A 24230-nucleotide genomic window follows, 5' to 3' on the forward strand; every position below is an offset into this window, starting at 1 on the left:
GCGCCATCGGGGAATACCAGAAACGCGTCATGCACGCGTGCTATAATTTTTGGCTCCCAAAAGTGCGCTTTGGGCTTGGCGAGGTAGCTGGGCAGGTGGCGCACTCCACTCGTATCAAGCGTCTCCAGGTTCCTATGTCCCGCGCTCTCCGCAACATCGCCATCATTGCTCACGTCGACCACGGCAAGACCACGCTCGTCGACCAGCTGCTCCGCCAGTCCGGCACCTTCCGCGAAAACCAGCAGATCGCGGAACGCGTGATGGACTCGAACGACATCGAAAAAGAGCGCGGCATCACGATTCTCGCCAAGAACTGCGCCGTCGAATACGAAGGCACGCACATCAATATCGTCGACACCCCGGGCCACGCCGACTTCGGCGGCGAAGTGGAGCGCGTGCTGTCGATGGTCGACTCGGTGCTGCTGCTCGTCGACGCCGTCGAAGGCCCGATGCCGCAAACCCGTTTCGTCACGAAGAAGGCGCTCGCGCTGGGCCTCAAGCCGATCGTCGTGGTCAACAAGATCGACCGTCCGGGCGCACGCATCGACTGGGTGATCAACCAGACATTCGAGCTGTTCGACAAGCTCGGCGCGACGGAAGAGCAACTCGACTTCCCGGTCGTCTATGCGTCGGGCCTAAATGGCTACGCTGGTCTCGATCCGAGCGTGCGCGACGGCGACATGCGTCCGCTGTTCGAAGCGATCCTCGAGCACGTGCCCGTGCGCCCGGCCGATCCGGACGGCCCGTTGCAGCTGCAGATCACGTCGCTCGACTACTCGACGTACGTCGGCCGTATCGGCGTGGGCCGCATCACGCGTGGCCGCATCAAGCCGGGTCAGCAGGTCGCGCTGCGCTTCGGTCCGGAAGCCGAGATCCTGAACCGCAAGATCAACCAGGTGCTGTCGTTCAAGGGCCTGGAGCGCGTCCAGGTCGACGAAGCGCAAGCGGGCGACATCGTGCTGATCAACGGCATCGAGGACGTCGGCATCGGCGCGACGATCTGCGCGCCGGACAATCCCGAAGCGCTGCCGATGATCACCGTCGACGAACCCACGCTGACGATGAACTTCCTCGTCAACTCGTCGCCGCTCGCGGGCAAGGAAGGCAAGTTCGTCACGAGCCGCCAGATCCGCGATCGCCTGATGAAGGAGCTGAACCACAACGTCGCGCTGCGCGTGAAGGACACGGGCGACGAAACGGTGTTCGAAGTGTCGGGCCGCGGCGAACTGCACCTCACGATTCTGGTCGAGAACATGCGCCGCGAAGGGTATGAGCTGGCCGTGTCGCGTCCGCGCGTGGTGCTGCAGGAAGTCGACGGCGTGAAGCACGAGCCGTACGAACTGCTGACCGTCGACGTCGAAGACGCGCACCAGGGCGGCGTGATGGAAGAACTCGGCCGCCGCAAGGGCGAAATGCTGGACATGGCGTCGGACGGCCGTGGCCGCACGCGTCTCGAATACCGCATTCCGGCGCGTGGCCTGATCGGCTTCCAGGGCGAGTTCATGACGCTCACGCGCGGCACGGGCCTGATGAGCCACGTGTTCGACGAGTACCTGCCACTGAAGGAAGGGTCGCTCGGCGAGCGCCGCAACGGCGTGCTGATCTCGCAGGACGACGGCGCGGCTGTCGCCTATGCGCTGTGGAAGCTGCAGGATCGCGGCCGCATGTTCGTGAAGCCGGGCGACGCGCTGTACGAAGGCATGATCATCGGCATTCACAGCCGCGACAACGACCTCGTCGTGAACCCGATCAAGGGCAAGCAGTTGACCAACGTGCGCGCATCGGGCACCGACGAAGCCGTGCGTCTCGTTCCGCCGATCCAGATGTCGCTGGAATACGCGGTCGAATTCATCGACGATGACGAGCTCGTCGAAGTGACGCCGCAAAGCATCCGTCTGCGCAAGCGTCACCTGAAGGAACACGAGCGGCGTCGCGCGAGCCGCGAAGGGGCAGCCAGCTAAGTTCGCGTGCCTTTGCGGACATGTACTCGTGCGTGAGCAAAAAGCCGCCTTCGGGCGGCTTTTTGCATTGCGCGCGGCGCCTCGTCAGACCGTATTGGAATATGCGCCCAAAATATTCTTGCGCAGTGCGGCAAACACTGTTGCGAAAGCATAAAACTTGCCGCAAAGCCCCGTGGGACGGGGATTTCAATCGGGAGCTGTCCTATATCAACCATTGGTTATGTGATATGCTCCCGCGAATGCAAGTTTTAGGTCCTTCCAAGCAAGACTTGATTCGCGCAATCCGCTAAACGGTCAGGCCGTGTCGCGGAAGGTTCAGTAACCCGCTATTTCTCGAGAAGCTCGAAGAAAGGTGAGCGTAAAATGATGAAGCAATTCCAGTCGAACTCGTATCTGTTCGGCGGCAATGCTCCGTACGTAGAAGAGTTGTACGAAGCATATCTCGACAATCCCGCGTCAGTGCCCGAGACCTGGCGCAACTACTTCGACGCGTTGCAGAACGTCCCTGCATCGGATGGCACCGCAGCCAACGATGTGGCCCACGGCCCGATCGTCGAATCGTTTGCTCAACGCGCGAAGGCCAATGCGTTCCTTCCGCGAGTCGCCGGCGAAGATCTCACCACCGCGCGCAAGCAGGTTTATGTGCAGTCCCTCATCGGCGCATATCGCTTCCTCGGCTCGCAATGGGCCAACCTCGATCCTCTGAAGCGCCGCGAACGTCCGAACATTCCCGAGCTCGAACCCGCGTTCTACGACTTCACCGAAGCCGACATGGATCAGGTGTTCAATACGAACAACCTGTACTTCGGTTTCGAGCAGGCTTCGCTGCGCGACATCGTCAAGGCGTTGCGCGACACGTACTGCGGCACGATCGGCGCCGAGTACATGTACCTGAGCGATCCGGAGCAGAAGCGCTGGTGGAAGGAGAAGCTCGAGACGATCCGCTCGACGCCGAACTTCTCGAACGAGAAGAAGAAGCACATCCTGAACCGTCTGACGGCGTCGGAAGGCCTCGAGCGCTTCCTGCACACCAAGTACGTCGGTCAGAAGCGCTTCTCGCTGGAAGGCGGCGAAAGCTTTATCGCGTCGATGGACGAAGTCGTGCATCACGCGGGCAAGAACGGCGTGCAGGAAATCGTCATCGGCATGGCGCACCGCGGCCGTCTGAACGTGCTGGTCAACACGCTGGGCAAGATGCCCGCCGACCTCTTCGCCGAGTTCGAAGGCAAGCACGTCGACGATCTGCCCGCAGGCGACGTGAAGTACCACAAGGGCTTCTCGTCGGATATCGCCACGGAAGGCGGCCCGGTTCACCTGTCGCTCGCGTTCAACCCGTCGCACCTCGAAATCGTGAACCCGGTGGTCGAGGGCTCGGCTAAGGCCCGCATGGACCGCCGCGGCGACGAGCAGGGCCTGCAGGTGCTGCCCGTGCAGATTCACGGCGACGCCGCCTTCGCAGGCCAGGGCGTCGTAATGGAAACGCTGAACCTCGCGCAAACGCGCGGCTACGGCACGCACGGCACGCTGCACATAGTCATCAACAACCAGATCGGCTTCACCACGTCCGACCCGCGCGACGCGCGTTCGACGCTGTATTGCTCGGACGTCGTCAAGATGATCGAGGCGCCCGTTCTGCACGTGAACGGCGACGATCCGGAAGCCGTCGTGCTGGCGACGCAGCTGGCCATCGACTTCCGCATGCAGTTCCACAAGGATGTCGTGCTCGACATCATCTGCTTCCGCAAGCTGGGCCACAACGAGCAGGACACGCCGGCTGTCACGCAGCCGCTGATGTACAAGACGATCGCGAAGCACCCCGGCACGCGGGCGCTGTACGCCGAAAAGCTGGTGCAGCAGGGCGTCATCACCGCCACGGAAGGCGATGAGTTCGTCAAGGCTTACCGCAAGGCAATGGACGAAGGCCACCACACGGTCGACCCCGTCCTGTCGAACTACAAGAGCAAGTACGCGGTCGACTGGGTGCCGTTCCTGAACCGCAAATGGACGGATGCCGCCGACACGGCCGTGCCGCTCGCCGAGCTGAAGCGTCTGGCCGAGCGCATCACGACGATTCCGGAAGGCTTCAAGCTGCACCCGCTCGTCGAGCGCGTGATCAACGATCGCCGCGCGATGGGCCGTGGCGAGGCGTCCCTCGACTGGGGCATGGGCGAGCATCTGGCATTCGCATCGCTGGTCGCATCGGGCTATGCGGTTCGTCTGACGGGCCAGGATTCGGGCCGCGGCACGTTCACGCACCGTCACGCGGTGCTGCACGACCAGAACCGCGAGCGCTGGGACGGCGGCACGTACGTTCCGCTGCAGAACATCGCTGAAAACCAGGCGAAGTTCTCGGTGATCGACTCGGTGCTGTCGGAAGAAGCCGTGCTCGGCTTCGAATACGGCTACTCGACGGCTGAACCGAACACGTTCGTCGCGTGGGAAGCGCAGTTCGGCGACTTCGTCAACGGCGCGCAGGTCGTGATCGACCAGTTCATCTCGTCGGGCGAAGTGAAATGGGGCCGCGTGTCGGGCCTGACGATGCTGCTGCCGCACGGCTACGAAGGCCAGGGTCCAGAGCACTCGTCGGCGCGTATCGAGCGCTTCCTGCAAATGTGCGCAGACCACAACATGCAGGTCGCCCAGCCGACCACGCCGGCGCAGATCTTCCATCTGCTGCGCCGTCAGATGATCCGCCTGTTCCGCAAGCCGCTCATCGTCTTCACGCCGAAGTCGCTGCTGCGTCACAAGGAAGCCGTGTCGGATCTGTCGGAACTCGCGAAGGGCTCGTTCCAGCCGGTGCTCGGCGAAACGGACGCGTCGATCGACGCGAAGAAGGTCAAGCGCGTGCTGGTCTGCTCGGGCCGCGTGTACTACGACCTCGTCGCGCATCGCCGCGAAGCGAAGGCGCAGGACGTCGCGATCTTCCGTATCGAACAGCTCTATCCGTTCGCGCACAAGCAGTTCGAAGCGGAACTGAAGAAGTACGACAACGCAACCGAAGTGGTGTGGGTGCAGGACGAGCCGCAGAATCAGGGCCCTTGGTTCTACATCGAGCATCACCTGCGCGAAGGCATGAAGGAAGGACAGAAGCTCGCGTACAGCGGCCGTCCCGCTTCGGCCTCGCCGGCTGTCGGCTACTACGCGAAGCACTACGAGCAGCAGAAGGCGCTGATCGAAGGCGCGTTTGGCCGCCTGAAAGGCGCGTCCATCGTTAAATAACCAACGAGAGCGAACCGGGAAAGCGCTGAGCGCTTTCCCGCCCCGCGTCTGAAACACCCATGTAAGCGCGATATCACGCGCACTAATCAGACGCGGCTCGCACAAGGTTCGTTGTCATCCGATACGTATTCAGAGAAATCAAATGGCTATTGTTGAAGTCAAGGTTCCCCAGCTGTCCGAGTCGGTCTCGGAAGCGACGATGCTGCAGTGGAAGAAGAAGCCGGGCGAAGCCGTCGCCCAGGACGAAATCCTGATCGAAATCGAAACCGACAAGGTCGTGCTCGAAGTGCCGGCTCCGTCGGCGGGCGTGCTCGCGCAGGTCATCAAGAACGACGGCGATATCGTGGTCGCCGACGAATTGATCGCGAAGATCGACACGGAAGGCAAGCCGGGCGAAGCGGCCGTCGAAGCCGAAGTCAAGCCGGCTCCGCAAGCCGAGCCGGCAGCGGCGGCTGCCGCTCCCGCGCAGGCTGCGGCTGTTGCAGGTGCAAGCACGACGGCATCGCCGGCTGCGACGAAGATCATGGCCGAGAAGGGCGTCGCAGCAGGCGACGTCGCCGGCACGGGCCGCGACGGCCGCATCACGAAGCAGGACGCGCTGGGCGCAGGCGCCGCGGCACCGGCTGCGAAGGCTGCGCCGACACCCGCCGCAGCGCCCGCGCGAGCCGCGAAGCCGTCGCTGCCGCAAGTCGGCGCGCCGGCATCGGCCGACCAGTGGCTGAAAGACCGTCCGGAACAGCGCGTGCCGATGTCGCGTCTGCGCGCGCGCATCGCCGAGCGTCTGCTCGAGTCGCAGCAGACCAACGCCATCCTCACTACGTTCAACGAAGTGAACATGGCGCCCGTGATGGATCTGCGCAACAAGTACAAGGACAAGTTCGAGAAGGAACACGGCGTGAAGCTCGGCTTCATGTCGTTCTTCGTGAAGGCGGCTGTCCACGCGCTGAAGAAGTTCCCGCTGGTGAACGCGTCGATCGATGGCAACGACATCGTCTATCACGGCTACTTCGACATCGGTATCGCTGTCGGCTCGCCGCGCGGTCTGGTGGTGCCGATCCTGCGCAACGCGGACCAGATGAGCCTCGCCGACATCGAGAAGAAGATCGCCGAATTCGGCGCGAAGGCACGTGATGGCAAGCTGTCGATCGAAGAAATGACGGGCGGCACGTTCTCGATCTCGAACGGCGGCGTGTTCGGCTCGATGCTGTCGACGCCAATCATCAACCCGCCGCAATCGGCGATCCTCGGCGTGCACGCGACGAAGGAACGCGCCGTTGTCGAGAACGGCCAGATCGTGATCCGCCCGATGAACTATCTGGCGCTGTCGTACGACCACCGCATCATCGATGGCCGCGAAGCCGTCCTCTCGCTGGTTGCGATGAAGGACGCGCTGGAAGATCCGGCCCGTCTGCTGCTCGACCTGTAATGCCTGTCTCGCGACGCGGCCGCGGCTTGAAACCGCGCGCCGCCGTCGCGATATGAGAGCAGTGCCTCTCGCATTTCCCGCAGTATCTGAAGCCACGCGCGCCGCGAAGCGCGGCCGCGTCGGCTGGTCATCAAAAGGATAGTCATGTCCAAAGAATTTGACGTCGTCGTGATCGGTGCCGGTCCCGGCGGCTATATCGCAGCCATTCGCGCCGCGCAGCTCGGCAAGACGGTTGCCTGTATCGAGAAGTGGAAGAATCCGGCCGGCGCGCTGAAGCTGGGCGGCACGTGCCTGAACGTGGGCTGCATTCCGTCGAAGGCGCTGCTCGCGTCGTCGGAAGAGTTCGAGAACGCGTCGCACCACCTCGCGGACCACGGCATCAGCGTGGAAAACGTGAAGGTCGACATCGCGAAGATGCTGGCTCGCAAGGATGGCATCGTCGACAAGATGACGAAAGGCATCGAGTTCCTGTTCCGCAAGAACAAGATCACGTGGCTCAAGGGGCACGGCAAGTTCACGGGCAAGACGGACGCCGGCGTTCAGATCGAAGTGTCGGGCGAAGGCGAAACTGAAGTGGTCACGGCGAAGAACGTGATCATCGCGACGGGCTCGAAGGCGCGTCACCTGCCGAACGTCCCCGTCGACAACAAGATCGTCGCCGACAACGAAGGCGCGCTGTCGTTCACCGAAGTGCCGAAGAAGCTCGCCGTGATCGGCGCGGGCGTGATCGGCCTCGAGCTGGGCTCGGTGTGGCGCCGTCTGGGCTCGGAAGTGACCGTGCTCGAAGTGCTGCCGGAGTTCCTCGGCACCGCCGACCAGGCGCTCGCGAAGGAAGCTGCCAAGCAGTTCAAGAAGCAGGGTCTCGATATTCAGCTCGGCGTGAAGATCAGCGAAGTCAAGAACTCTGGCAACAGCGTGTCGCTTGCTTACACGGACAAGGACGGCAACGCGCAGACACTCGACGCCGACCGCCTGATCGTGTCGATCGGCCGCGTGCCGAACACGGATAACCTGGGCCTCGAATCGATCGGCCTGAAGGCGAACGAGCGTGGCTTCATCGACGTCGACGACCACTGCGCGACGTCGGTGCCGAACGTATACGCGATCGGCGACGTGGTGCGCGGCCCGATGCTCGCGCACAAGGCCGAAGACGAAGGCGTGCTGGTGGCCGAGATCATCGACGGCCAGAAGCCGCACATCGACTACAACTGCATCCCGTGGGTCATCTACACGGAGCCGGAAATCGCGTGGGTCGGCAAGACGGAGCAGCAGCTGAAGGAGGAAGGCCGCGAGGTCAAGACGGGCCAGTTCCCGTTCATGGCGAACGGTCGCGCGCTCGGCATCAACAAGGCGGATGGTTTCGTCAAGATGATCGCCGATGCGAAGACGGACGAGCTGCTCGGCGTGCATATCATCTCCGCGAATGCGTCGGATCTGATCGCCGAAGCCGTCGTGGCGATGGAGTTCAAGGCTGCGTCGGAAGACATCGGCCGCATCTGCCATCCGCACCCGTCGCTGTCTGAAGTGATGCGTGAAGCGGCGCTCGCCGTCGACAAGCGCGCGCTGAATATGTAAGAAGCTTCTGCCCGGAGTCTTATCCGGGCAAACGCGAATCACGACGAAGGCGGGTGGGTTCAATCCCTCCCGCCTTCTTCATTGCTGCGTCACATAATGAACGTCACCGAATACTACGAACAGGAATTGCAGACACGGGGATACGAGTCCGATCCGGCGCAACGCGCTGCCGTCGATCGTCTGCAGCGGTGCTATGAAGAGTGGACTGCGTATAAGGCGCGTCGTCCGAATGCCTTTATGAAGCTGATCATGCACCCTGATCTGCCGAAGGGCGTCTATATGTGGGGCGGGGTGGGGCGCGGAAAGAGCTTCCTGATGGACAGCTTCTATGCGGTTGTGCCGCTTGTGCGTAAGACGCGTCTGCATTTTCACGAGTTCATGCGAGAGGTCCATCGCGAACTCGAAGAACTCAAAGGCCAGGCCGATCCGCTCGACGAACTCGCGCGGCGCATCGCGAAGCGCTACCGGCTGATCTGCTTCGACGAGTTCCATGTGTCCGATATCGCGGACGCGATGATCCTGTATCGCCTGCTCGACCGCCTGTTCACGAACGGCGTGCAGTTCGTGATGACGTCCAACTACGATCCCGACACGCTATATCCCGACGGCCTGCATCGCGACCGTCTGCTGCCCGCGATCGAGCTGATCAAGAGCAAGCTCGACGTGGTCAATGTCGACGCGGGCATCGATTACCGCAGGCGCACGCTGTCGCAGGTCGAGGTGTATCACACGCCGCTCGGCGCCGCCGCCGACAAGGCGCTGCGCGATGCGTTCGCGAAGCTCGCGGCCGTGCCCGACGAAAGCCCGTTGCTACACATCGAGAAGCGCGAGCTGAAGGCGCTGCGGCGCGCGGACGGCGTCGTCTGGTTCGATTTCGCGACGCTATGCGGCGGCCCGCGCTCGCAGAACGACTACCTCGAACTGGCGAGCCGCTTCCATGCGGTGATCCTTTCCAGCATTCCGCAGATGACGCCGCGCATGCAGTCGGAAGCGCGGCGCTTCACGTGGCTCATCGATGTCTTCTACGATCACAAGGTCAAGCTGCTGATGTCCGCGGCCGTGCAGCCCGAAGAGCTCTATACGGAAGGGCCGATGGCCAACGAGTTCACGCGCACGGTGTCGCGTATCGTCGAGATGCAATCGCAGGAATATCTGGATGCGCCGCGACGGATCGTCGATACATCGCTCACCTGATCGATTTGGTTCGAGCAGCACGCCGTTTGGGATAGCACAACCCGCGCTGACCCTTATGGCAGCGGCTAGCCGTGCTTTTTCAGGATTCGGATTGGTCTGATATCCGGTAGTGGGTCAACTCTATATCGTCGAGGCACCCTTGACGAAGGAGAAAACATGACCCCTTACCGTGATATCACCGACGAAGAATGGCAGCAGGTCGCGCCGCTGCTGCCGGAACTGCGACCGCGTTCCGAGTTGCGCGGCCGGCCGCTCGCCAACACCCGCTCCGTGCTCAACGGCGTGCTCTGGGTGATCTATAGCGGCGCCACCTGGTCCGCAATGCCGCGCAAATACCCGTCGTATCAAACCTGTCACCGCCGCTTCAAGGCGTGGCATAAGGCAGGCGTGCTGAAGCGTGTGATGGACCAGCTGTTCGGCGATGCCGGCAGCGAACTGTGCAGCACGATGGAAGCGCGCATGCGCATCCACTCGCCGAACGCAGTTGGGTCAGCGGAAAACGATGCGGCCACCGCGCAACCGGTCACGCCCGCCATGCCGTTGTTCCCGTCGCCGGGCGCTCCCGCACCGCCGCTGGTATTCGACTACGCGAGTCCCTTCATGAATGCGGCTTGACGGATCGAACGAATTGAACGCACGCAATAACAAAAAGCCGGTCTGACGAGAGTAATCGCCGGGCCGGCTTTCTTGCATTCATGCTTCGCCGCGGGGAACGAAGCGCCGCGCTACTGCATCAGTTCTGCCGAACCCACGTTTGGGAGCGTCCCAGCAGTGATACGCCGATATAGCCGCGCACCACGAGCTTCTGTCCGCCGTCTTCTACGCGCATCTTGCACTTGTAGAGCTTGCCGTTCTCCGGGTCGAGAATCTGTCCGCCGTCCCAGTTGTCGCCGTCCTTTTTCATATCGTTGATGATCGTCATGCCGAGAATCGGCTGGTCCTTGCGCGCGTCCGTGCAGGCAGTGCAGCGGCGGTCGGGCTGATCGTTCGGGTTGAGCCCTTTGATGACCTTGCCGCTCAGCGTGCCATTCGCGTCCTGCGTGATTTGCACGAGCGCCTTGGGCTGGCCCGTGTGATCGTCGATGGTTTGCCATGTGCCGACGGGACTGTCGGCCTGCGCGAATGCCGTGACGGCGCCGGCGAGCAGCACGCCCGCGACAGCCACCTGTTTCAACGTCTTGCCGAACGCGCAACGCGCGCGCTGGGTGAGTGATGTCATCGTCTTCCTCCTTGTTGAAAATCATCGCGATCGGGACTCGCGCGGCGCCGTGTGAGCCTCGATGCGAGGCGGCGCCCTGCCTTTTATGTGCTGCGTTGGAGAGGGCAGAATACGTGAAAGGGTGCGCGTCGTCTGATAGTGAAGCCTCTAATCGAAGCGACCGTTTCGCGAGCGCTTCGTGGTTGCGATGCCGCCTTCAGTTCAACTGATACGAAAACGCCGCATTGATGCGCGGACTGCGCGACGCGCTTTCGATGGGCGCATCGCCGAGCGCTTTCGCTACGGAAAGATCGAGGCTGTAGTGCTTCGCGTCGGAGAGCCGAAAGCCGATCCAGCGGATGACAATCTGTTCGGCTGCGGCGTGCCCGCATGCAGATAGACGCGCGCGATGTCGAACGAAACGTACGGCGTGAGCGTGCGCAGATACGTGAACCCCAGCGCGACCGCGCGATTGATTTCGAACGATGCGCCCCAGCCCGAATCGCCGGATGTCTCGCCCGGCTGATAGCCCTGCGCGAAGCGTTGCGCGCCGAATGAAATCTGTTCGGAAGTCGGCAGCGTGTCGGGGCTGTATTGCGCGGTCGCGGCGACCGACGTGCCGATGCCGAACGGCCACTCGTTGGTTTGCGACACGCTCGCGCCCGTGCGCACGAACGTGATCGAGGCGGGATTGACGGCCGTCGTGCCGGGGATGTTCGAGTCGCCGGCCTTGCCTGCGCCGAGTATGTCGAACGCTTTCGCGACGTTGATGCTGGCCTTGCGCATCTGGCCCGTCTGCACTTGCGCGTAGTCGGCTTGCAGCTGAAGCACGCGCACCTGTGAGCGCAGCCCGATGGCTGCGCCCGTTATCGTGTTGTTGAAGCGGTCTTCGTCGTGCGATGCATACGCCGTCATGGTGCCCGCCAGGCTGCGCGAGTTGCTCAGCATCAGCGGATACGACAGCGAGCCGCCGAGCCTGTCGTTGATCACCGTGCGTTGCACATAAGAGGGCAGGCCGGGGTTGTTCTTCGGGTTGCCGCGATAGTGCGATGCGTCGATCTTTGCGGTCATGCCGTCCGTGCCGATAGGCAGCGCGCCGTGCGCCGCGAGATAAGTGACGTTGTCGCGGCCCTTGGGCAGCAGCGCCGATACGCTGAGCTGGTCGCCAAGCGACGTGAGCCCGTTCTCCGTCGCCGTCAGCAGGCCCTGTACGCCCGGATGGTTGAAGTCGATGCCCGTGCCGATGTCGAAGGGCTTGCGCTCGACGCTCAGTTCGAGCGTCGTCGCGCCGTCGGTGCTTTGCGGCGGCGGCACGTTGGCTGTGACTTTCACGCCAGGCAAGAGGCCCATCACGTTGATATAGCGCTCGAAGGGACAGCACGTTCCGCGCGGACCTGTACTATCGGCTCGCCGTGATCGAACTGAGGATTCCATCGCTGGAAGAGCGGGGCGCCGTCGACATGATCCGCGATCTTCAAGGCGTTCATCGCCGCCGTCGTGGGCGCTGAGCGGCTCGCGACGCTGCCCGACCTTCCGTATTGGCTCGCGGACGCAGTCGCCGATACATATTTCCCGGGCAACGTGCGCGAACTGCGCAATCTCGCTGAACGGATTGGCGTGACCGTGCGGCAGATCGGCGCATGGGACGCGGCGCGGCTAAAACAGGTTGCTGACGATCGCGCGCAGCAGCCAGCTCATGCCCGCCGAGAGCGTGGCGGAGGTGCTCGCCGACCGCAGCAAATGGGACATGGCCGAACGCAGCCGCGTGATTGCGGCGCTCGATGCGAACAGCTGGCGCCGCCAGGACACGGCGCACTATCTCGGGTTCAGCCGCAAGGTGCCGTGGGAGAAGATGCGCAAGTGCCAGATTTTCGACGAGGAACCCGAAGCGCGCGAAACTGAGTAATAATTAGCCGCTTTTGCAAAACTACAACACGATACGGGCAGAATTACATGGACCAGAAGTCGAAAGTTCGACACATCGCGCTGTCGGCATGCATTCTTTTCGGGGCTGTTCACGGGGCATACGCGCAGGCTTCAGAGGAAAACGGCGCAGTAGTTGCCATCACCGTCGGCACGGCCGTCGCTACGCAGACGGCTACGGCGGCGGCTCCCGCCACGTCGGCGAGTCAAACTTTTGCACTCACGCCCGACGAGGCGAAGCAGTCCGCGACGGGCAATGTCGCGGAACTGCAACAGATGATTCACGGCAGCGGCATCGCTGAATTGCGCACGACGTACAACGGCAGTTACGGCGCAAGCCTGCTGTTCAACGCGCAGGAGATGACGTACTACGTCGCGCTGTTCCAGCAGAAGAACTTCTGGCGCGTCATCAAGACGCAGGACGACGTGCGCGCCGAGCAGATCTATCGCGACTTCGCGCGGCAGACGGTGCAACTGTCCGACATCGAAATTCGCCGAACGAGACTCGAAGCGCAAAAGGCGTATACGGATCGCCTCGTCGCGCTGTCGCAGGAACGCGCGAACCGTCTGCAAGCCGACCTGAATGTCGCGCACGAGCAGCAGACCATCGTCAACAGCATGCAGCAGCAGACCCGAGCGGAAGCGGCGACGCTGGCGCAGCAAAAGGCGCAGGCGCAGGAGCAGTTGCGCGCCGCGCAGCGCCAGGTGCACGATCTGCAGCGGCAACTCGAAAGCGGGTTGCCCGCGCACTGATTCCGTGCGGCCCTCGTGCGAGCCGCATAGGCCTTTTATGGCTTCGCGGCTCGTTCACGGCTCGTTCAATGCTCATTCACGGATTATTCGCGTCTCGTTCACGGCTCGTTCAATGCTCATTCACGGCTCATTCACGGCTCGTCCCGAATCAGCGTCGCCGGAGATCATGCGCATGCTCGTGCACGCGAACGTTCGCGCCTCCAAGGCGGCATGGCCTGAATGCGCGGATCGCGAGCGCGTTTTGCCTCGCGCTTCGGACTGCTCGCTCCTGTTCGACGGCCGCTCTCCGCTCTCTCAACGCGACTTCTTCTGCTTACGCTGATGGCTACCTTCGTCGGCTTCGTCGGGATCGACGGCGATCGGATCGCTCGCGGGAAAGGTTTCTTCGAGCGCCTCATCGAGGCGGTCCTCCGTGCTGTGGGGTTCCTCGGCTGGCTTCGGTGCTTTCGGCTTCGTGTTCGACATGACGTGCTCCGCTATGACGTTCTACGGTATCGAGCAATCAGAATAGCTCAATCGTGCAAACGCGACCGCCTGGCCGAACGGCATAGGACGATGCGCATGCTCGCTCGTCTCGCTCGCACACCGTCATTCGACATTCGGAACGCGTCATGAAGCGGCAATAAGCCGAACAGGCTGTCGATGCAGGCCGCTGGAATTTCTCGCCTAACGATTCGTTCTTACCGCAGCGTGCCGATGGCGGCGGACGTGCGAGGAGACCCATGCAACCGGACGGATATCACAGCAGGCAGCGCTTGAACGCGACACACGTCGTCGAATCGGAACTACAGCATCTGGAATGGGCGACGCGTCAACCGATGATGCGCAGGCTCAACGCACGCTATTGGCGTCGCAGGGTGTTGGAAGTGAAGGGCGGCTACGAGTTGACCGCGCAGCAGGGCATGCGGATCGACAGGATGCTGAGGCGGCTGGCCGATCGCGCCGGCTCATCCGTCGCTTGAATCGCCGACGCGCCGCGCGCGCCGGTTCTTGACGTATCGTTGCCTGTTTGGCGACTTGTTTGGCCGCCTGTTCGACCACTTGTGCGACCGCTTGTTGGGCCACTATTTGGCGGCGCGTTGGATGGCTGCCGTGGCAGCCTGTCAGACTGCTTGGGCGGCTTTATTCCGCGTTCCCGCCGTTGTTGTTGTTACCCTGATCGTTGCCGGCGCCGTACAGACGCCGGCGGCGCGTGACGACCACCGGGCCGTCCGACGACGACCGATCCGACGGCGCTTGCGGCGCGCCGCCATACGGCTCGCGCTGTTCGCGCGGCTCCCGATGCTCACGCGCGCCGTGCGGACCGCGCGCCGCATGTTCGCCGTGCGATGGCCGACCTCCTGCGCGCGGCGCGGGACGCGTGCCCGTGTCGAGCTGGATCGTCGAGATGGCGCGCTTGTAGATGCCTTGCAGCCCGACGGGCGTGCGCAGCATCACCAGGTACTGATCGAACGACTCGATGCAGCCCGTCAGCCGGATACCGTTGACGAGGTAAATTTCGACGCGCTTGCGTTCTTTGCGCGCCGCGTTCATGAAGTCGTTTTGCGGATGCGATTCTGCGGGAGGCATGGACAATTATGTGTAGAAAATCGGTTGTTCGCCGGGGATTTTACCCGTTGTGGCTGCGGGCCGGCGTGACGGGCGCCAAACGCGAACTGACTGACGCCCACTATAACCACTTGTGAGCGCGGAAGCATCTTTTAAAGCCCATGTGTAACGTTGAGTTACCAAATCTTGCCACGTAGTGCGCGCCGTCCAACGTTCGCGTGCGTCATCGTGCAATGAGCATGCCGCGTGCAAAGCGTGCAAGTCGGGGCAAGACCGGAAGGCGCAAAGGTAATAAATGGCCGATGCTCCGGAATAAATCGCATGCCATGAGCGTTTATCAGTCAGGCATCGCACACAAAGCTGCGGCATCCGCCGCCGGCATCGTGCGATTCCGCATGATTTGTCCATTCAACGCATGGCTGCGTCACGTGTGGCGTGGTCCATACAGGAGGGTATTCATGAAAGTGTCCAGACTGGTATCTGCCGTATTCGTGATCATGGCGCTAGGGTTTGCTTCGTTGTCGTTGAGCGCGTGTCAGTCCACAGGCGACATGAGTTCGTCGGGCGGCGCGAGCAGCAGCGGCACGAGCGGCAGCAGCGGCGGCTATTGATGCGCGCTCGCTTGACGGCTAGCGCCGGGTGAAGTTCGAAGCGGAGGTGATTTCGTGGCTCCCTCAGTTGCGCCGCTACGCGCGCGCACTGACGGGCGACCCGGCTTGGGCGGACGATCTGGTTCAGGATACGGCCGAGCGCGCGCTCGCGCGATGGAAGGGGTTCCGACCCGACAGCAATCTGCGCGCGTGGCTCCTCACGATCCTGCGTCACCTTTACATCGACCAGCTGCGCGTGCGCCGCGAGATCGCGGTGGACGACGAGAGCGCGCCGTGGCGCAATCTCGAAGCGCCGCATGGTGAAGTCGACGGACTGGTGTTGCGCGACGTGCAGCGCGCGCTTTATTGTCTGCCCGTCGAGCAGCGCGAAGTGATGCTGCTCGTGTGCGTGGAGGAGTTGAGCTATCAGGAGGCGTCGGCCGCGCTCGGCGTGCCGATCGGCACCGTGATGTCGCGGCTGTCCCGCGCGCGCGAGCATATGCGGGCCCTGTTGACGGAAGGGCCTGTGCAACACAAGTCGCCGTCGCTGAAAGTGGTCAGAAACGGGGCGGGAAACGGGCAATGAACAACGACGAACATTCGACCGGTTCGACGGGCGCGCCCGACCTGCGCGCGCTGTCGGCATTCGTCGACAACGAATTGCCGGAGAGCGAACGCGCGGCCGTGCGCGAGCATCTTGCGAAAGATCCGCAGGCGGCCGCGCAAGTCGCATCGTGGCGCGCGCAAAAGGCCGCATTGCAGACGCTGTGCGGCGTGGGCGAGAGCGAGCGCGAGGAGCCACAGGTGATCGTGCTGCGTGCCCGCGTGCCGTGGTGGCGGCGCGTGGGCATCGCGGCATGCTGGGTGATCGCGGGCGCGGGGCTCGCGCTCGCGCTGGGACCGCTCGTCCCGCGTCTGACGGGCGGCAGCACGGGCGACGTCATGTCGTTCGCGAAGCGCGCGGATATCGCCTACGCCGTCTACACGCCGGAGAGCCGGCATCCCGTCGAAGTCGCCGCGAGCGAGGAAGAGCATCTGATTGCGTGGCTGTCGAAGCGGCTCAACCGTCATCTGTCCGTGCCTTCGCTGCAGGAATACGGCTATACGCTCGTCGGCGGGCGGCTGCTGCCGGGCGAGGCCGGGCCCGCCGCGCAATTCATGTACGAAAGCCGGAGCGGCGCACGGCTCACGCTCTACGTGACGGGTATCCCTAAGGACGAAACCGTGTTCCGTCTGTTCCGTGACGGCAATCGCCGCACGTTCTACTGGATCAGCGACCACATGGGCTACGCGCTCTCGGGCCCGATCGAGGAAGCCAAGCTGCGGTCCATTGCGATCGAAGTCTGCGGCGAACTCGGCGGACGTCCGGAAGCGTGGCAGTAGCGTGCGCTCGCGCCGCGCCTCTCTTCTCTTCACCCTGTCTGGCCGGAATAACAGAAATACCGGGTAACAAAACCGGCCGCGCTGTAATCCGCACGCGAGGAATAGCGCCGCACGCGTGTGCGTTTATGTCGATATGCGGGCGTGTGTTCCGCCCGTTTTGACGGGCGCGAAAGAGAGGCTTGCCATGCCCGCAAGGCGAATCGATGGCGTCTTCACGGCGTCGGCGCGCGACGCGTGCCGCGACACCGCACCGTCGAAGCAGGATCAATCATGCGTACTTTGTTAGGAATCGGCGCGGCGCTGTGCGTGTGCGCCAGTTGCGCGGTGCCGACGGCGCAGCCCGTCGCCGCGCAGGAGCAGTTCACCGACAACGCTGGCGACACTGTATGCCAGCCCGTCGTGGGCCAGGCGGAAATCGACGGCACGATGCAGCAGATCAGCGGCATCGCGTGCAGGCAGCCGGACGGCACGTGGCAGATCCAGCAGGGCGACGGCACGGACACGACCGCTGTCTATCCCGTTCCGGCCTATCCTTACTATGATCCGTGGTATTGGGGGCCGCCTGTCGCGGTCGGTATCGGCGGGTCGTTCGTGTTCGTCGACCACTTCCATCATTTTCACCACATGCATCACGTGCATTGGGGGCATCCGGGCGGCGGCTTCAACGGGCACGGCGGCTTCAATGGGCATGGCGGCTTCAACGGACACGGTGGCTTCAACGGACACGGTGGCTTCCACGGTGGGGGCGGCATGCACGGCTGGGGCGGCGGATCGCACCCGTGGGGCGGCATGGGCGGCATGCACGGAGGGGGTGCGCGCGGACGCTGAGCACGCCGTCGCGCGTGCCGCATGGGCGCCGTCCGCCGAATGCCGCCGCGAGCAACGATAACTCGACGCAGAACTCAACGCAGCATGGCCGACGCCATATGGAGGCGCCTTGACACGCACTCTGCCGCCGGACGTTTCCGCCGCGACATTCGATCGCGCGCTCGGCGCATTCGAAGCGATCGTCGGCGCGACGCAGGTCGCGTCGTCGGCGGCGAGCCTCGCGCCTTATGCCGACCCTTTCGCGCCGGGCACGCTCGCCGCGTCGTTCGTGCCGTCGGCGGCGCTGTTGCCCGCGAACGTCGATGAGATCCGCGCGATCCTGCGCATCGCGAACGAATATCGCATTCCGCTGTGGACGGTGTCGACGGGACGCAACTTCGCGTATGGCGGCGCGGCGCCCCGGCTCGCGGGATCGGTGGTGCTCGACCTGCAACGGATGAACCGCATTCTCGCCGTCGACGAGCAACTCGCGTATGCGCTCGTCGAGCCCGGCGTCAGCTATTTCGATCTGCATCACTATTTGCGCGAGCGCGGCTACAGGCTGTGGGTCGATCCGCCCGCGGCGGGCTGGGGCAGCATCGTCGGCAATACGCTCGAGCGCGGCTTCGGCACGACGGCCTACGGCGATCACGCGGCGACGCAATGCGGGATGGAGGTCGTGCTCGCGAATGGCGACGTCGTGCGCACGGGCATGGGCGGCATCGAGATCGGCACGTCGTGGCAGGCCTTCCGGTACGGCTATGGACCGTCGTTCGATCCGTTGTTCATGCAGTCGAACTACGGCATCGTCACGAAGATGGGCGTCTGGCTGATGCCCGCGCCGAGCGCGTATCTGCTGGGCGAAATCCAGTTTCGGCGCGACGACGATCTGGAAGCCATCGTCGAGACACTGAGGCCGCTGCGCCTCGACGGCACGATAGCCAATCATGCGGTGATCGAAGGCGCGTTGCGGCGCGCGGCGGGCCTCGGGCCGCGTTCGCAGTGGTATCGGGGCAAGGGCGCGATGCCGGAAAGCGCGATCGCGTCGATGACCGATGCGCTGAAGGTCGGCCGCTGGAACCTGCACTATGCGCTGTACGGCGAGCGCGACGTGATCGACGCGAAAGAGACGCTGGTGCGCCGCGCGTTCGGCCGCATTCCGAATGCGCGGATGATGTCGAAGATCTACGACGGCAACGCGGAGCCCGAAGGGGGCGGCGACCGCAATCTGGCGGGCATTCCGGCGATGACGGCGTTCAGGATGCTCGACTGGCGCGGCGGCAGCGGCGCGCATGTCGATTTTTCGCCGCTATGCCCGGCGACGGGGCGCGATGCGATGCGCCAGTACACGATGGCGAAGGCGCGCGCGAACGAATATGGCTTCGATTACTACGGCGGCTTCACGGCGGGCGAGCGGCATCTGCATCACATCGCGGCGGCGATCTTCGATCACAGCGACGCACGGCAAAGCGAACAGGCCGGCGATCTGCTGCGCGCATGGATGAGCGATGCGCACGGCGCGGGCTATGGCGAGTACCGCTCGCATCTCGTCTACATGGATTTCGCGGCGGCGCGCTACAACTTCAACGATGGCGCGCTGCTGCGGCTGTCGGAGACGATCAAGGACACGCTCGATCCCACGGGCATTCTGTCGCCGGGCAAGCAGGGCATCTGGCCGAAGGCGTATCGCGACAGGCGCGGCTATACATGATGAGCATGATGGGCGTGATGACGCCGCATGCAGGGGAAAGGAGGTAGCGTCGACATGAAACGTCGCACATTCATCGCGGCGGGCGCATGGCTATCGGCGACGGCGGCCTGGGGCGTGCCGTGGCTTCACGACGATGGCCTGCTTGCCGACATCGCGCTGATCGATACGAGCTTGCCGGAATCCGCGGCCTTGTCGGCGCATGCGGCACGCGTGCGTCTGCCCGCCTTCGACATCAACGACGCGCCGCACGCCGACGTCGCCACGCTCTGGTACGAAACGCTCGCGCCGCGCGCGGCGCAAGCGGGCGGGCGCCTCACGCTCATAGGCGTCACGCGCGCCGCCGATTTCTTCGTGCTCGCGCGTCTCGCGCTGCAACCGGGCGCTGCGCTCACGCACACGCACACGCGAGCGCGCGGCGTGCCGCAAAGCGCGGCCGTCGCCTTCGCGCTCACGACGTGATAGATCAGAACTTGTACTCCGGGTTCTTCGGATCGAACGCCATGTCGTCGAAGGTCTTCGGCGTGATCGTCACGAACACGATGCGCTCGAAGATCTGTCCGTCGTTGCCATACGATTCGACCATTCTGAAATACGGATGCCGCAGATCGAGCCCGAGCACTTCCTTCTTCGCATAGAACTCGGGCTGACCTGTCGGCGTCTCGTACGTGAACGCGACGACGCGCACGCCGTCGAGCGTCTTCACTTCGATCTGTGCGGGATGCGTGATGCCGGCGTCGGCGAACTTTCTGCCTTCGTCGAGAAACTGCTGCGTGATGAATTCGGTGCCGAGATCGCGCACCCGATGGTTCGACTGCGCGCGCGCCAGCGATCCGTCGATCGACGTCCACAGCGGCATGATGTTGAACAGCCCGCCGAGGTGGCCGTACATTTCGTCGCTGCGCCTGGACTCGTCGTAGATGATTTCCTGGCCCGAGTGCGGACCGCCCGGCAGCCACTTGCCGTAGATGCGCAGCGGATCGCGCGAGAGCCGCACGAGCATATGATCGGGCTTGCGCGGCCACACGCCGCGAATGCGCTCCTGGCGCAGCATCGTGAACTCGTACGACGGATAGCCGTTCGGACCTTCCTCGATATAGCGCGGCACGGTCAACGGATCGAACGATTCGAACAGCGCGACGAGTTGCGCATCGTCCATCTGTTCGAGCGCGCCGCTTTGCGCGGCGCGACGCAGCCATTTGACCTGCTGTTCGAGCGCCAGCTTCGCGACTTGAGCGGCGGCATCGTTCGCGATCGACGCGGTGTTCGGGGCGTTCGGCGCCAGCGCTGCCGCCTCGTTCTGCGCGAAGGCCGTTCCCGCGATGCCCGCCATCAGTGCGCAGACGAGATGGGCGGCGCGAAGCCCGGTCCAGCGCGAGCGTTTGTTCACAAACATCCGTTGATGCATGCATCGCTCCAGGAAGCGCGGACGGTTTCGTTGCCCCGGCTGCGCGTTCAGACGCGCAAGGGCACGCAAGGACAGGCGTGGGCCGTCACGATGACTTGAGCTTCGCCAGTTCCTGCTCGCGCAGTTCGCGCCGCAGGATCTTGCCGACATTGGTTTGCGGAAGCTCGTCGCGGAACTCGACGACCTTCGGCACCTTGTAGCCCGTCAGATTCTTGCGGCAGTGCGCGATCACCTGTTCCTCAGTGAGCGACGGATTGCGCCGCACGACGAACACCTTCACGCGCTCGCCCTGCGCGACATCGGGAATGCCGATCGCGGCCACTTCGCGCACGTCGGGATGCATCGCGATCACGTCCTCGACCTCGTTCGGATAGACGTTGAAACCCGACACGAGGATCATGTCCTTCTTGCGATCGATCAGACGGATATAGCCGCGCGAATCCATCACGCCGATATCGCCCGTCGCGAGCCAGCCTTCGTCGTCGAGCACCTTCGCGGTCTCCTCGGGCCGGTTCCAGTAGCCTTTCATCACCTGCGGCCCCTTCACGCACAGCTCGCCCGCCTCGCCGATATTCGCCCAGCTGCCGTCGTCCTTGCGAAAGCGCACTTGCGTCGACGGCGCGGGCAGGCCGATCGAGCCGTCGAATTCGCGCATGTGCTTCAGATCCACCGGGTTCATCGATACGATCGGTGAGCATTCCGTGAGCCCATAGCCTTCGATGATCGGCTTGCCCGTCACCTCGCGAAAACGGTCGGCGACGGCTTTCTGCATCGCCATGCCGCCCGCCATCGCGAGCTTGAGCTTCGAGAAGTCGCGTCGGCGGAATTCCTCGTCGTCGAGGAACGCGTTGTAAAGCGTATTGACGGCCGTGATGCCCGTGAACGTCTCGTGACGCAGGATCTTCATCACGCGCTTCGTGTCGCGCGGATTCGCGATCAGGATGTTGCGCCCGCCAAGCCCCATGAAGATCATCGCGTTCACGGTCAGCGAGTAGATGTGATAGAGCGGCAGCGGCGTGAGCACCGTTTCGATTTCGTCGGTGAACTGGCTCTCGGCCCATACCTTTGCCTGCAGCAGATTCGCGACGACGTTGCGGTGCGTGAGCATCGCGCCCTTCGCGACGCCCGTGGTGCCGCCCGTGTACTGCAGGAACGCGAGGTCCGTGGACGCGATCCGCACGGGCGCAAGCGCCCGGCCGTTGCCGGTCGAGAGCGCATCGAGCAGCTGAACCGCTTGCGGCAGGTCATATGCGGGCACGAGCTTCTTCACGTGCCTGAGCATGAAGTTGATCAGCTTGCCCTTCAGGTTCAGGCCGTCCTTCAGCAGATCGCCGAGCCCGGTGACGATCACGTGCTGCACGCGCGTGCCCGCGAGCGAATCCTGGACGGTCTTCGCGAAGTTCTCGAACACGACGATCGTCTGCGCGCCGCTGTCCTTCAGCTGATGCGACAGCTCGCGCACCGTGTACAGCGGGTTCACGTTGACGACGATCGCACCCGCCTTCAACGCGCCGAAAAGCGCGATCGGATATTGGAACGTGTTCGGCAGCATGATCGCGACGCGCTCGCCCGGCTTCACGCCGATACTTTGCAAATACGAAGCGAACGCCGTCGCCTTGCGTCCGAGCTCCGCATACGTGAGGCTCTCGCCGACGCTCACATACGCGACGCGCTCGCGAAAGCGCGTCGTGCAATCGTCGAAGAACTCGACGAGCGACGCATACTGCGACACGTCGATCTCATGCGGCACTTCGGGCGAGTACGACGCGTACCAGATGCCGTCCGTGTTCGGCGCGGCGTGGGCGGAGGAGGGCGGTGCAGATGGCTGTGACGGCGGCTGGGACTGGGATTGCGACTGCGACGCGGATTGCGTTTGCGACCCGGACTGTGTCTGCGTCTGCATGGAATGCGAAGCGGTGGGCTCGGTCATCGTGGCGTCTCCTGGGTCTCTCGGCGTCGTTATGTGTCGGGTGGGCATGAACCGTTCGGGTTGCCAAGGGTGGTCGGTCCAGATCGGGAGCGCGATTCTACCGCTCCAGTATCGCGACGACGCCCTGACCGCCCGCCGCGCAGATCGATATCAGGCCGCGCGCGGTGCCCACCGGCTTGTCGAGCTGCACGAGCAGCTTCGCGAGTCCCGCGACGATACGCCCGCCCGTCGCGGCGAACGGGTGGCCTGTCGCGAGCGACCCGCCGTTCACGTTCATTTTCTCGCGATCGATCGCGCCGAGCGCGCCCTCGAGCCCCAGTTGCGTGCGGCAGTACTCATCGTCCTGCCAGGCCGCGAGCGTGCACAGCACCTGCGCGGCAAACGCCTCGTGAATTTCGTAGAAGTCGAAGTCCTGCAACGTCAGGCCCGCGCGCTTCAGCATGCGCGGCACGGCGTACGCAGGCGCCATCAGCAAGCCCTCCTTTTTGTCGAAGAAATCGACGGCGGCCGTCTCCGACCACGTCAGCCATGCAAGCACGGGCAGGCCACGCGCGGCCGCCCATTCTTCGCTCGCGAGCAGCACGGCCGATGCGCCGTCCGTCAGCGGCGTGGAATTGCCCGCTGTCATCGTGCCCGCGTCACGGTCGAACACGGGCTTGAGCGACGCCAGCTTTTCGAGCGTCAGGTCGCTGCGCAGATTGTTGTCGCGCGCGAGGCCGCGATACGGCGTCATCAGGTCGTTCAGGAAGCCACGCGCGTAGGCCTCGGTCAGCTTGCGGTGGCTGTCGTAGGCAAGCACGTCCTGTGCCTCGCGCGAAATGCTCCAGCGCTTGGCCATCCGTTCGCAATGCTCGCCCATCGACAGCCCCGTGCGCGGCTCGCTGTTGCGCGGCAGCAGCGGCTTGAAGAACATGCCTGGCCGCAGCTTCGTCAGCGCGCCGACGCGTTGCGCCGCCGACCTGCCGCGATTCGCTTCGAGCAGGATCTTGCGCATCCGTTCGTTCACGCCGATGGGCGCATCCGAGGTCGTATCGACGCCGCCCGCGATGCCCGCATCGATCTGCCCGAGCGCGATCTTGTTGGCGACGAGAATCGCCGCTTCGAGGCCCGTGCCGCACGCCTGCTGCACGTCGTACGCGGGCGTTTCCTTCGCGAGCGTGGTAGACAGCACGGTTTCGCGCGTCAGGTTGAAGTCGCGCGAATGCTTGATGACGGCGCCCGCCGCGACTTCGCCGAGGCGCTCGCCATGCAGGTTGTAGCGGTCGATCAGACCTTGCAGCGTGAAAGTCAGCATGTCCTGGTTCGAGACCGTCGCGTATGCCGTATTCGAGCGCGCGAACGGGATGCGGTTGCCGCCCAGTATCGCGACGCGGCGCGCGGCGGGAAGCGGTTGTGACGGGTGAGGCATCGGGAAGCTCCGTGGTCGCGTCCGTCTGTGCGACGGATCAGGTCGGCATTAAACACCCGGCGCCTGCTTCAGAACGAATCAGGCGGGGCGATGATTCCATCGTGATGGCGGATTGCGTGTGTGATGGGTTTGCGTGGGCGGTTGCGCAAGCGGTTGCATGGGCGGTTGCGCAAGCGGTTGCGTGGGCGGTTGCGCAAGC

20 protein-coding genes and 2 pseudogenes are annotated in these 24230 nt (G+C 63.7%); 15 read left to right on the plus strand and 7 right to left on the minus strand.

All coding sequences use genetic code 11. The features are described from left to right. Nucleotides 1-134 precede the first annotated feature (134 nt). From typA to AB4Y32_RS25145, 6 genes are all read left to right on the plus strand, one after another. The gene (gene typA / locus AB4Y32_RS25120; protein WP_368723938.1) at nt 135-1961 is read left to right on the plus strand and encodes a translational GTPase TypA; all 1827 of its coding nucleotides are present in this window, start codon (nt 135-137) and stop codon (nt 1959-1961) included. Nucleotides 1962-2324: 363 nt separating this feature from the next. Continuing rightward, nucleotides 2325-5180: a 2-oxoglutarate dehydrogenase E1 component gene (locus AB4Y32_RS25125; RefSeq protein WP_368723939.1), complete on the plus strand. Its 2856-nt coding sequence runs from the start codon at nt 2325-2327 to the stop codon at nt 5178-5180. Between the two features lie 142 nt (nt 5181-5322). Then, entirely contained in the window at nt 5323-6606 is a 1284-nt protein-coding gene (gene odhB, locus AB4Y32_RS25130; protein WP_368723940.1) for a 2-oxoglutarate dehydrogenase complex dihydrolipoyllysine-residue succinyltransferase, read from the plus strand. 144 nt (nt 6607-6750) lie between these two features. After that, nucleotides 6751-8181 carry a dihydrolipoyl dehydrogenase gene (gene lpdA / locus AB4Y32_RS25135; RefSeq protein ID WP_368723941.1) on the plus strand — a complete coding sequence of 477 codons (1431 nt, stop codon included), beginning with the start codon at nt 6751-6753 and terminating at the stop codon, nt 8179-8181. A gap of 96 nt (nt 8182-8277) precedes the next feature. Then, complete coding sequence (gene zapE / locus AB4Y32_RS25140; RefSeq protein WP_368723942.1) at nt 8278-9375, plus strand: cell division protein ZapE; 1098 nt, start codon at nt 8278-8280, stop codon at nt 9373-9375. A gap of 156 nt (nt 9376-9531) precedes the next feature. Beyond that, a complete protein-coding gene (locus tag AB4Y32_RS25145) occupies nt 9532-9990 on the plus strand; it encodes a transposase (RefSeq protein WP_368723943.1) in 459 nt (152 codons plus the stop codon). Nucleotides 9991-10108: 118 nt separating this feature from the next. Here AB4Y32_RS25145 and AB4Y32_RS25150 read toward each other — a convergent pair whose 3' ends face one another. After that, nucleotides 10109-10594: a DUF2147 domain-containing protein gene (locus AB4Y32_RS25150; protein ID WP_368723944.1), complete on the minus strand. Its 486-nt coding sequence runs from the start codon at nt 10592-10594 to the stop codon at nt 10109-10111. A 196-nt stretch (nt 10595-10790) separates the two neighbouring features. Next, a pseudogene (locus AB4Y32_RS25155) lies at nt 10791-12010 on the minus strand (ShlB/FhaC/HecB family hemolysin secretion/activation protein); the annotation flags it as partial. On the opposite strand from AB4Y32_RS25155, the pseudogene AB4Y32_RS25160 reads away from it, so the two are divergent. Both AB4Y32_RS25160 and AB4Y32_RS25165 read left to right on the plus strand, forming a co-directional pair. Beyond that, nucleotides 11944-12479: pseudogene (locus AB4Y32_RS25160) on the plus strand (helix-turn-helix domain-containing protein); the annotation flags it as partial. The pseudogenes AB4Y32_RS25155 and AB4Y32_RS25160 sit on opposite strands and share 67 nt — an antisense overlap. A 47-nt stretch (nt 12480-12526) precedes the next feature. Then, nucleotides 12527-13249 carry a DUF2968 domain-containing protein gene (locus tag AB4Y32_RS25165; RefSeq protein WP_368723945.1) on the plus strand — a complete coding sequence of 241 codons (723 nt, stop codon included), beginning with the start codon at nt 12527-12529 and terminating at the stop codon, nt 13247-13249. A gap of 294 nt (nt 13250-13543) precedes the next feature. Here the strand turns inward: AB4Y32_RS25165 and AB4Y32_RS25170 are convergent, their stop codons facing one another. Next, nucleotides 13544-13714, minus strand: a complete 171-nt coding sequence (locus AB4Y32_RS25170; protein ID WP_368723946.1) for a hypothetical protein — start codon at nt 13712-13714, stop codon at nt 13544-13546. A gap of 257 nt (nt 13715-13971) precedes the next feature. Between AB4Y32_RS25170 and AB4Y32_RS25175 the strand changes: the two genes are divergently transcribed. Next, nucleotides 13972-14211, plus strand: coding sequence for a hypothetical protein (locus AB4Y32_RS25175; protein ID WP_368723947.1), 240 nt, complete (start codon nt 13972-13974; stop codon nt 14209-14211). 160 nt (nt 14212-14371) lie between these two features. Here the strand turns inward: AB4Y32_RS25175 and hfq are convergent, their stop codons facing one another. Then, entirely contained in the window at nt 14372-14818 is a 447-nt protein-coding gene (gene hfq, locus AB4Y32_RS25180) for an RNA chaperone Hfq (RefSeq protein ID WP_368723948.1), read from the minus strand. 437 nt (nt 14819-15255) lie between these two features. On the opposite strand from hfq, the gene AB4Y32_RS25185 reads away from it, so the two are divergent. The 6 genes from AB4Y32_RS25185 to AB4Y32_RS25210 all read left to right on the plus strand — a co-directional run bounded on the left by AB4Y32_RS25185 (nt 15256) and on the right by AB4Y32_RS25210 (nt 19747). Next, nucleotides 15256-15408 carry a hypothetical protein gene (locus tag AB4Y32_RS25185; RefSeq protein ID WP_368723949.1) on the plus strand — a complete coding sequence of 51 codons (153 nt, stop codon included), beginning with the start codon at nt 15256-15258 and terminating at the stop codon, nt 15406-15408. A 28-nt stretch (nt 15409-15436) separates the two neighbouring features. After that, nucleotides 15437-15973, plus strand: a complete 537-nt coding sequence (locus AB4Y32_RS25190) for a sigma-70 family RNA polymerase sigma factor (protein WP_368723950.1) — start codon at nt 15437-15439, stop codon at nt 15971-15973. Continuing rightward, nucleotides 15970-16770, plus strand: coding sequence for an anti-sigma factor family protein (locus AB4Y32_RS25195; protein ID WP_368723951.1), 801 nt, complete (start codon nt 15970-15972; stop codon nt 16768-16770). The genes AB4Y32_RS25190 and AB4Y32_RS25195 overlap by 4 nt, the downstream gene beginning before the upstream one ends. A 270-nt stretch (nt 16771-17040) precedes the next feature. Beyond that, complete coding sequence (locus AB4Y32_RS25200) at nt 17041-17598, plus strand: hypothetical protein (protein ID WP_368723952.1); 558 nt, start codon at nt 17041-17043, stop codon at nt 17596-17598. Between the two features lie 109 nt (nt 17599-17707). Further along, nucleotides 17708-19288, plus strand: coding sequence for an FAD-binding oxidoreductase (locus tag AB4Y32_RS25205; protein ID WP_368723953.1), 1581 nt, complete (start codon nt 17708-17710; stop codon nt 19286-19288). A gap of 54 nt (nt 19289-19342) precedes the next feature. Further along, nucleotides 19343-19747, plus strand: a complete 405-nt coding sequence (locus AB4Y32_RS25210) for a hypothetical protein (protein ID WP_368723954.1) — start codon at nt 19343-19345, stop codon at nt 19745-19747. Between the two features lie 4 nt (nt 19748-19751). On the opposite strand, the gene AB4Y32_RS25215 is transcribed toward AB4Y32_RS25210, so the two are convergent. From AB4Y32_RS25215 to AB4Y32_RS25225, 3 genes are all read right to left on the minus strand, one after another. Beyond that, nucleotides 19752-20693, minus strand: coding sequence for a DUF1571 domain-containing protein (locus tag AB4Y32_RS25215; protein WP_368723955.1), 942 nt, complete (start codon nt 20691-20693; stop codon nt 19752-19754). 85 nt (nt 20694-20778) lie between these two features. Further along, a complete protein-coding gene (locus AB4Y32_RS25220; protein ID WP_368723956.1) occupies nt 20779-22623 on the minus strand; it encodes an AMP-binding protein in 1845 nt (614 codons plus the stop codon). Between the two features lie 97 nt (nt 22624-22720). Next, nucleotides 22721-24031, minus strand: coding sequence for an acetyl-CoA C-acetyltransferase (locus AB4Y32_RS25225; RefSeq protein ID WP_368723957.1), 1311 nt, complete (start codon nt 24029-24031; stop codon nt 22721-22723). Nucleotides 24032-24230: the final 199 nt, after the last annotated feature.

The sequence above is a fragment of the Paraburkholderia phymatum genome (genome assembly GCF_040965635.1).
Lineage (GTDB): Bacteria > Pseudomonadota > Gammaproteobacteria > Burkholderiales > Burkholderiaceae > Paraburkholderia > Paraburkholderia phymatum_B.

Coding starts and splice junctions, on each gene's coding strand:
- AB4Y32_RS25200 (WP_368723952.1), top strand. CDS start 17,041: ATGCGTACTTTGTTAGGAATCGGCGCGGCGCTGTGCGTGTGCGCCAGT.
- AB4Y32_RS25225 (WP_368723957.1), bottom strand. CDS start 24,031: ATGCCTCACCCGTCACAACCGCTTCCCGCCGCGCGCCGCGTCGCGATA.
- AB4Y32_RS25210 (WP_368723954.1), top strand. CDS start 19,343: ATGAAACGTCGCACATTCATCGCGGCGGGCGCATGGCTATCGGCGACG.
- lpdA (WP_368723941.1), top strand. CDS start 6,751: ATGTCCAAAGAATTTGACGTCGTCGTGATCGGTGCCGGTCCCGGCGGC.
- typA (WP_368723938.1), top strand. CDS start 135: ATGTCCCGCGCTCTCCGCAACATCGCCATCATTGCTCACGTCGACCAC.
- AB4Y32_RS25165 (WP_368723945.1), top strand. CDS start 12,527: ATGGACCAGAAGTCGAAAGTTCGACACATCGCGCTGTCGGCATGCATT.
- hfq (WP_368723948.1), bottom strand. CDS start 14,818: ATGCCTCCCGCAGAATCGCATCCGCAAAACGACTTCATGAACGCGGCG.
- AB4Y32_RS25175 (WP_368723947.1), top strand. CDS start 13,972: ATGCAACCGGACGGATATCACAGCAGGCAGCGCTTGAACGCGACACAC.
- AB4Y32_RS25150 (WP_368723944.1), bottom strand. CDS start 10,594: ATGACATCACTCACCCAGCGCGCGCGTTGCGCGTTCGGCAAGACGTTG.
- AB4Y32_RS25145 (WP_368723943.1), top strand. CDS start 9,532: ATGACCCCTTACCGTGATATCACCGACGAAGAATGGCAGCAGGTCGCG.
- AB4Y32_RS25185 (WP_368723949.1), top strand. CDS start 15,256: ATGAAAGTGTCCAGACTGGTATCTGCCGTATTCGTGATCATGGCGCTA.
- AB4Y32_RS25195 (WP_368723951.1), top strand. CDS start 15,970: ATGAACAACGACGAACATTCGACCGGTTCGACGGGCGCGCCCGACCTG.
- odhB (WP_368723940.1), top strand. CDS start 5,323: ATGGCTATTGTTGAAGTCAAGGTTCCCCAGCTGTCCGAGTCGGTCTCG.
- AB4Y32_RS25170 (WP_368723946.1), bottom strand. CDS start 13,714: ATGTCGAACACGAAGCCGAAAGCACCGAAGCCAGCCGAGGAACCCCAC.
- AB4Y32_RS25215 (WP_368723955.1), bottom strand. CDS start 20,693: ATGCATCAACGGATGTTTGTGAACAAACGCTCGCGCTGGACCGGGCTT.
- AB4Y32_RS25220 (WP_368723956.1), bottom strand. CDS start 22,623: ATGACCGAGCCCACCGCTTCGCATTCCATGCAGACGCAGACACAGTCC.
- AB4Y32_RS25125 (WP_368723939.1), top strand. CDS start 2,325: ATGATGAAGCAATTCCAGTCGAACTCGTATCTGTTCGGCGGCAATGCT.
- zapE (WP_368723942.1), top strand. CDS start 8,278: ATGAACGTCACCGAATACTACGAACAGGAATTGCAGACACGGGGATAC.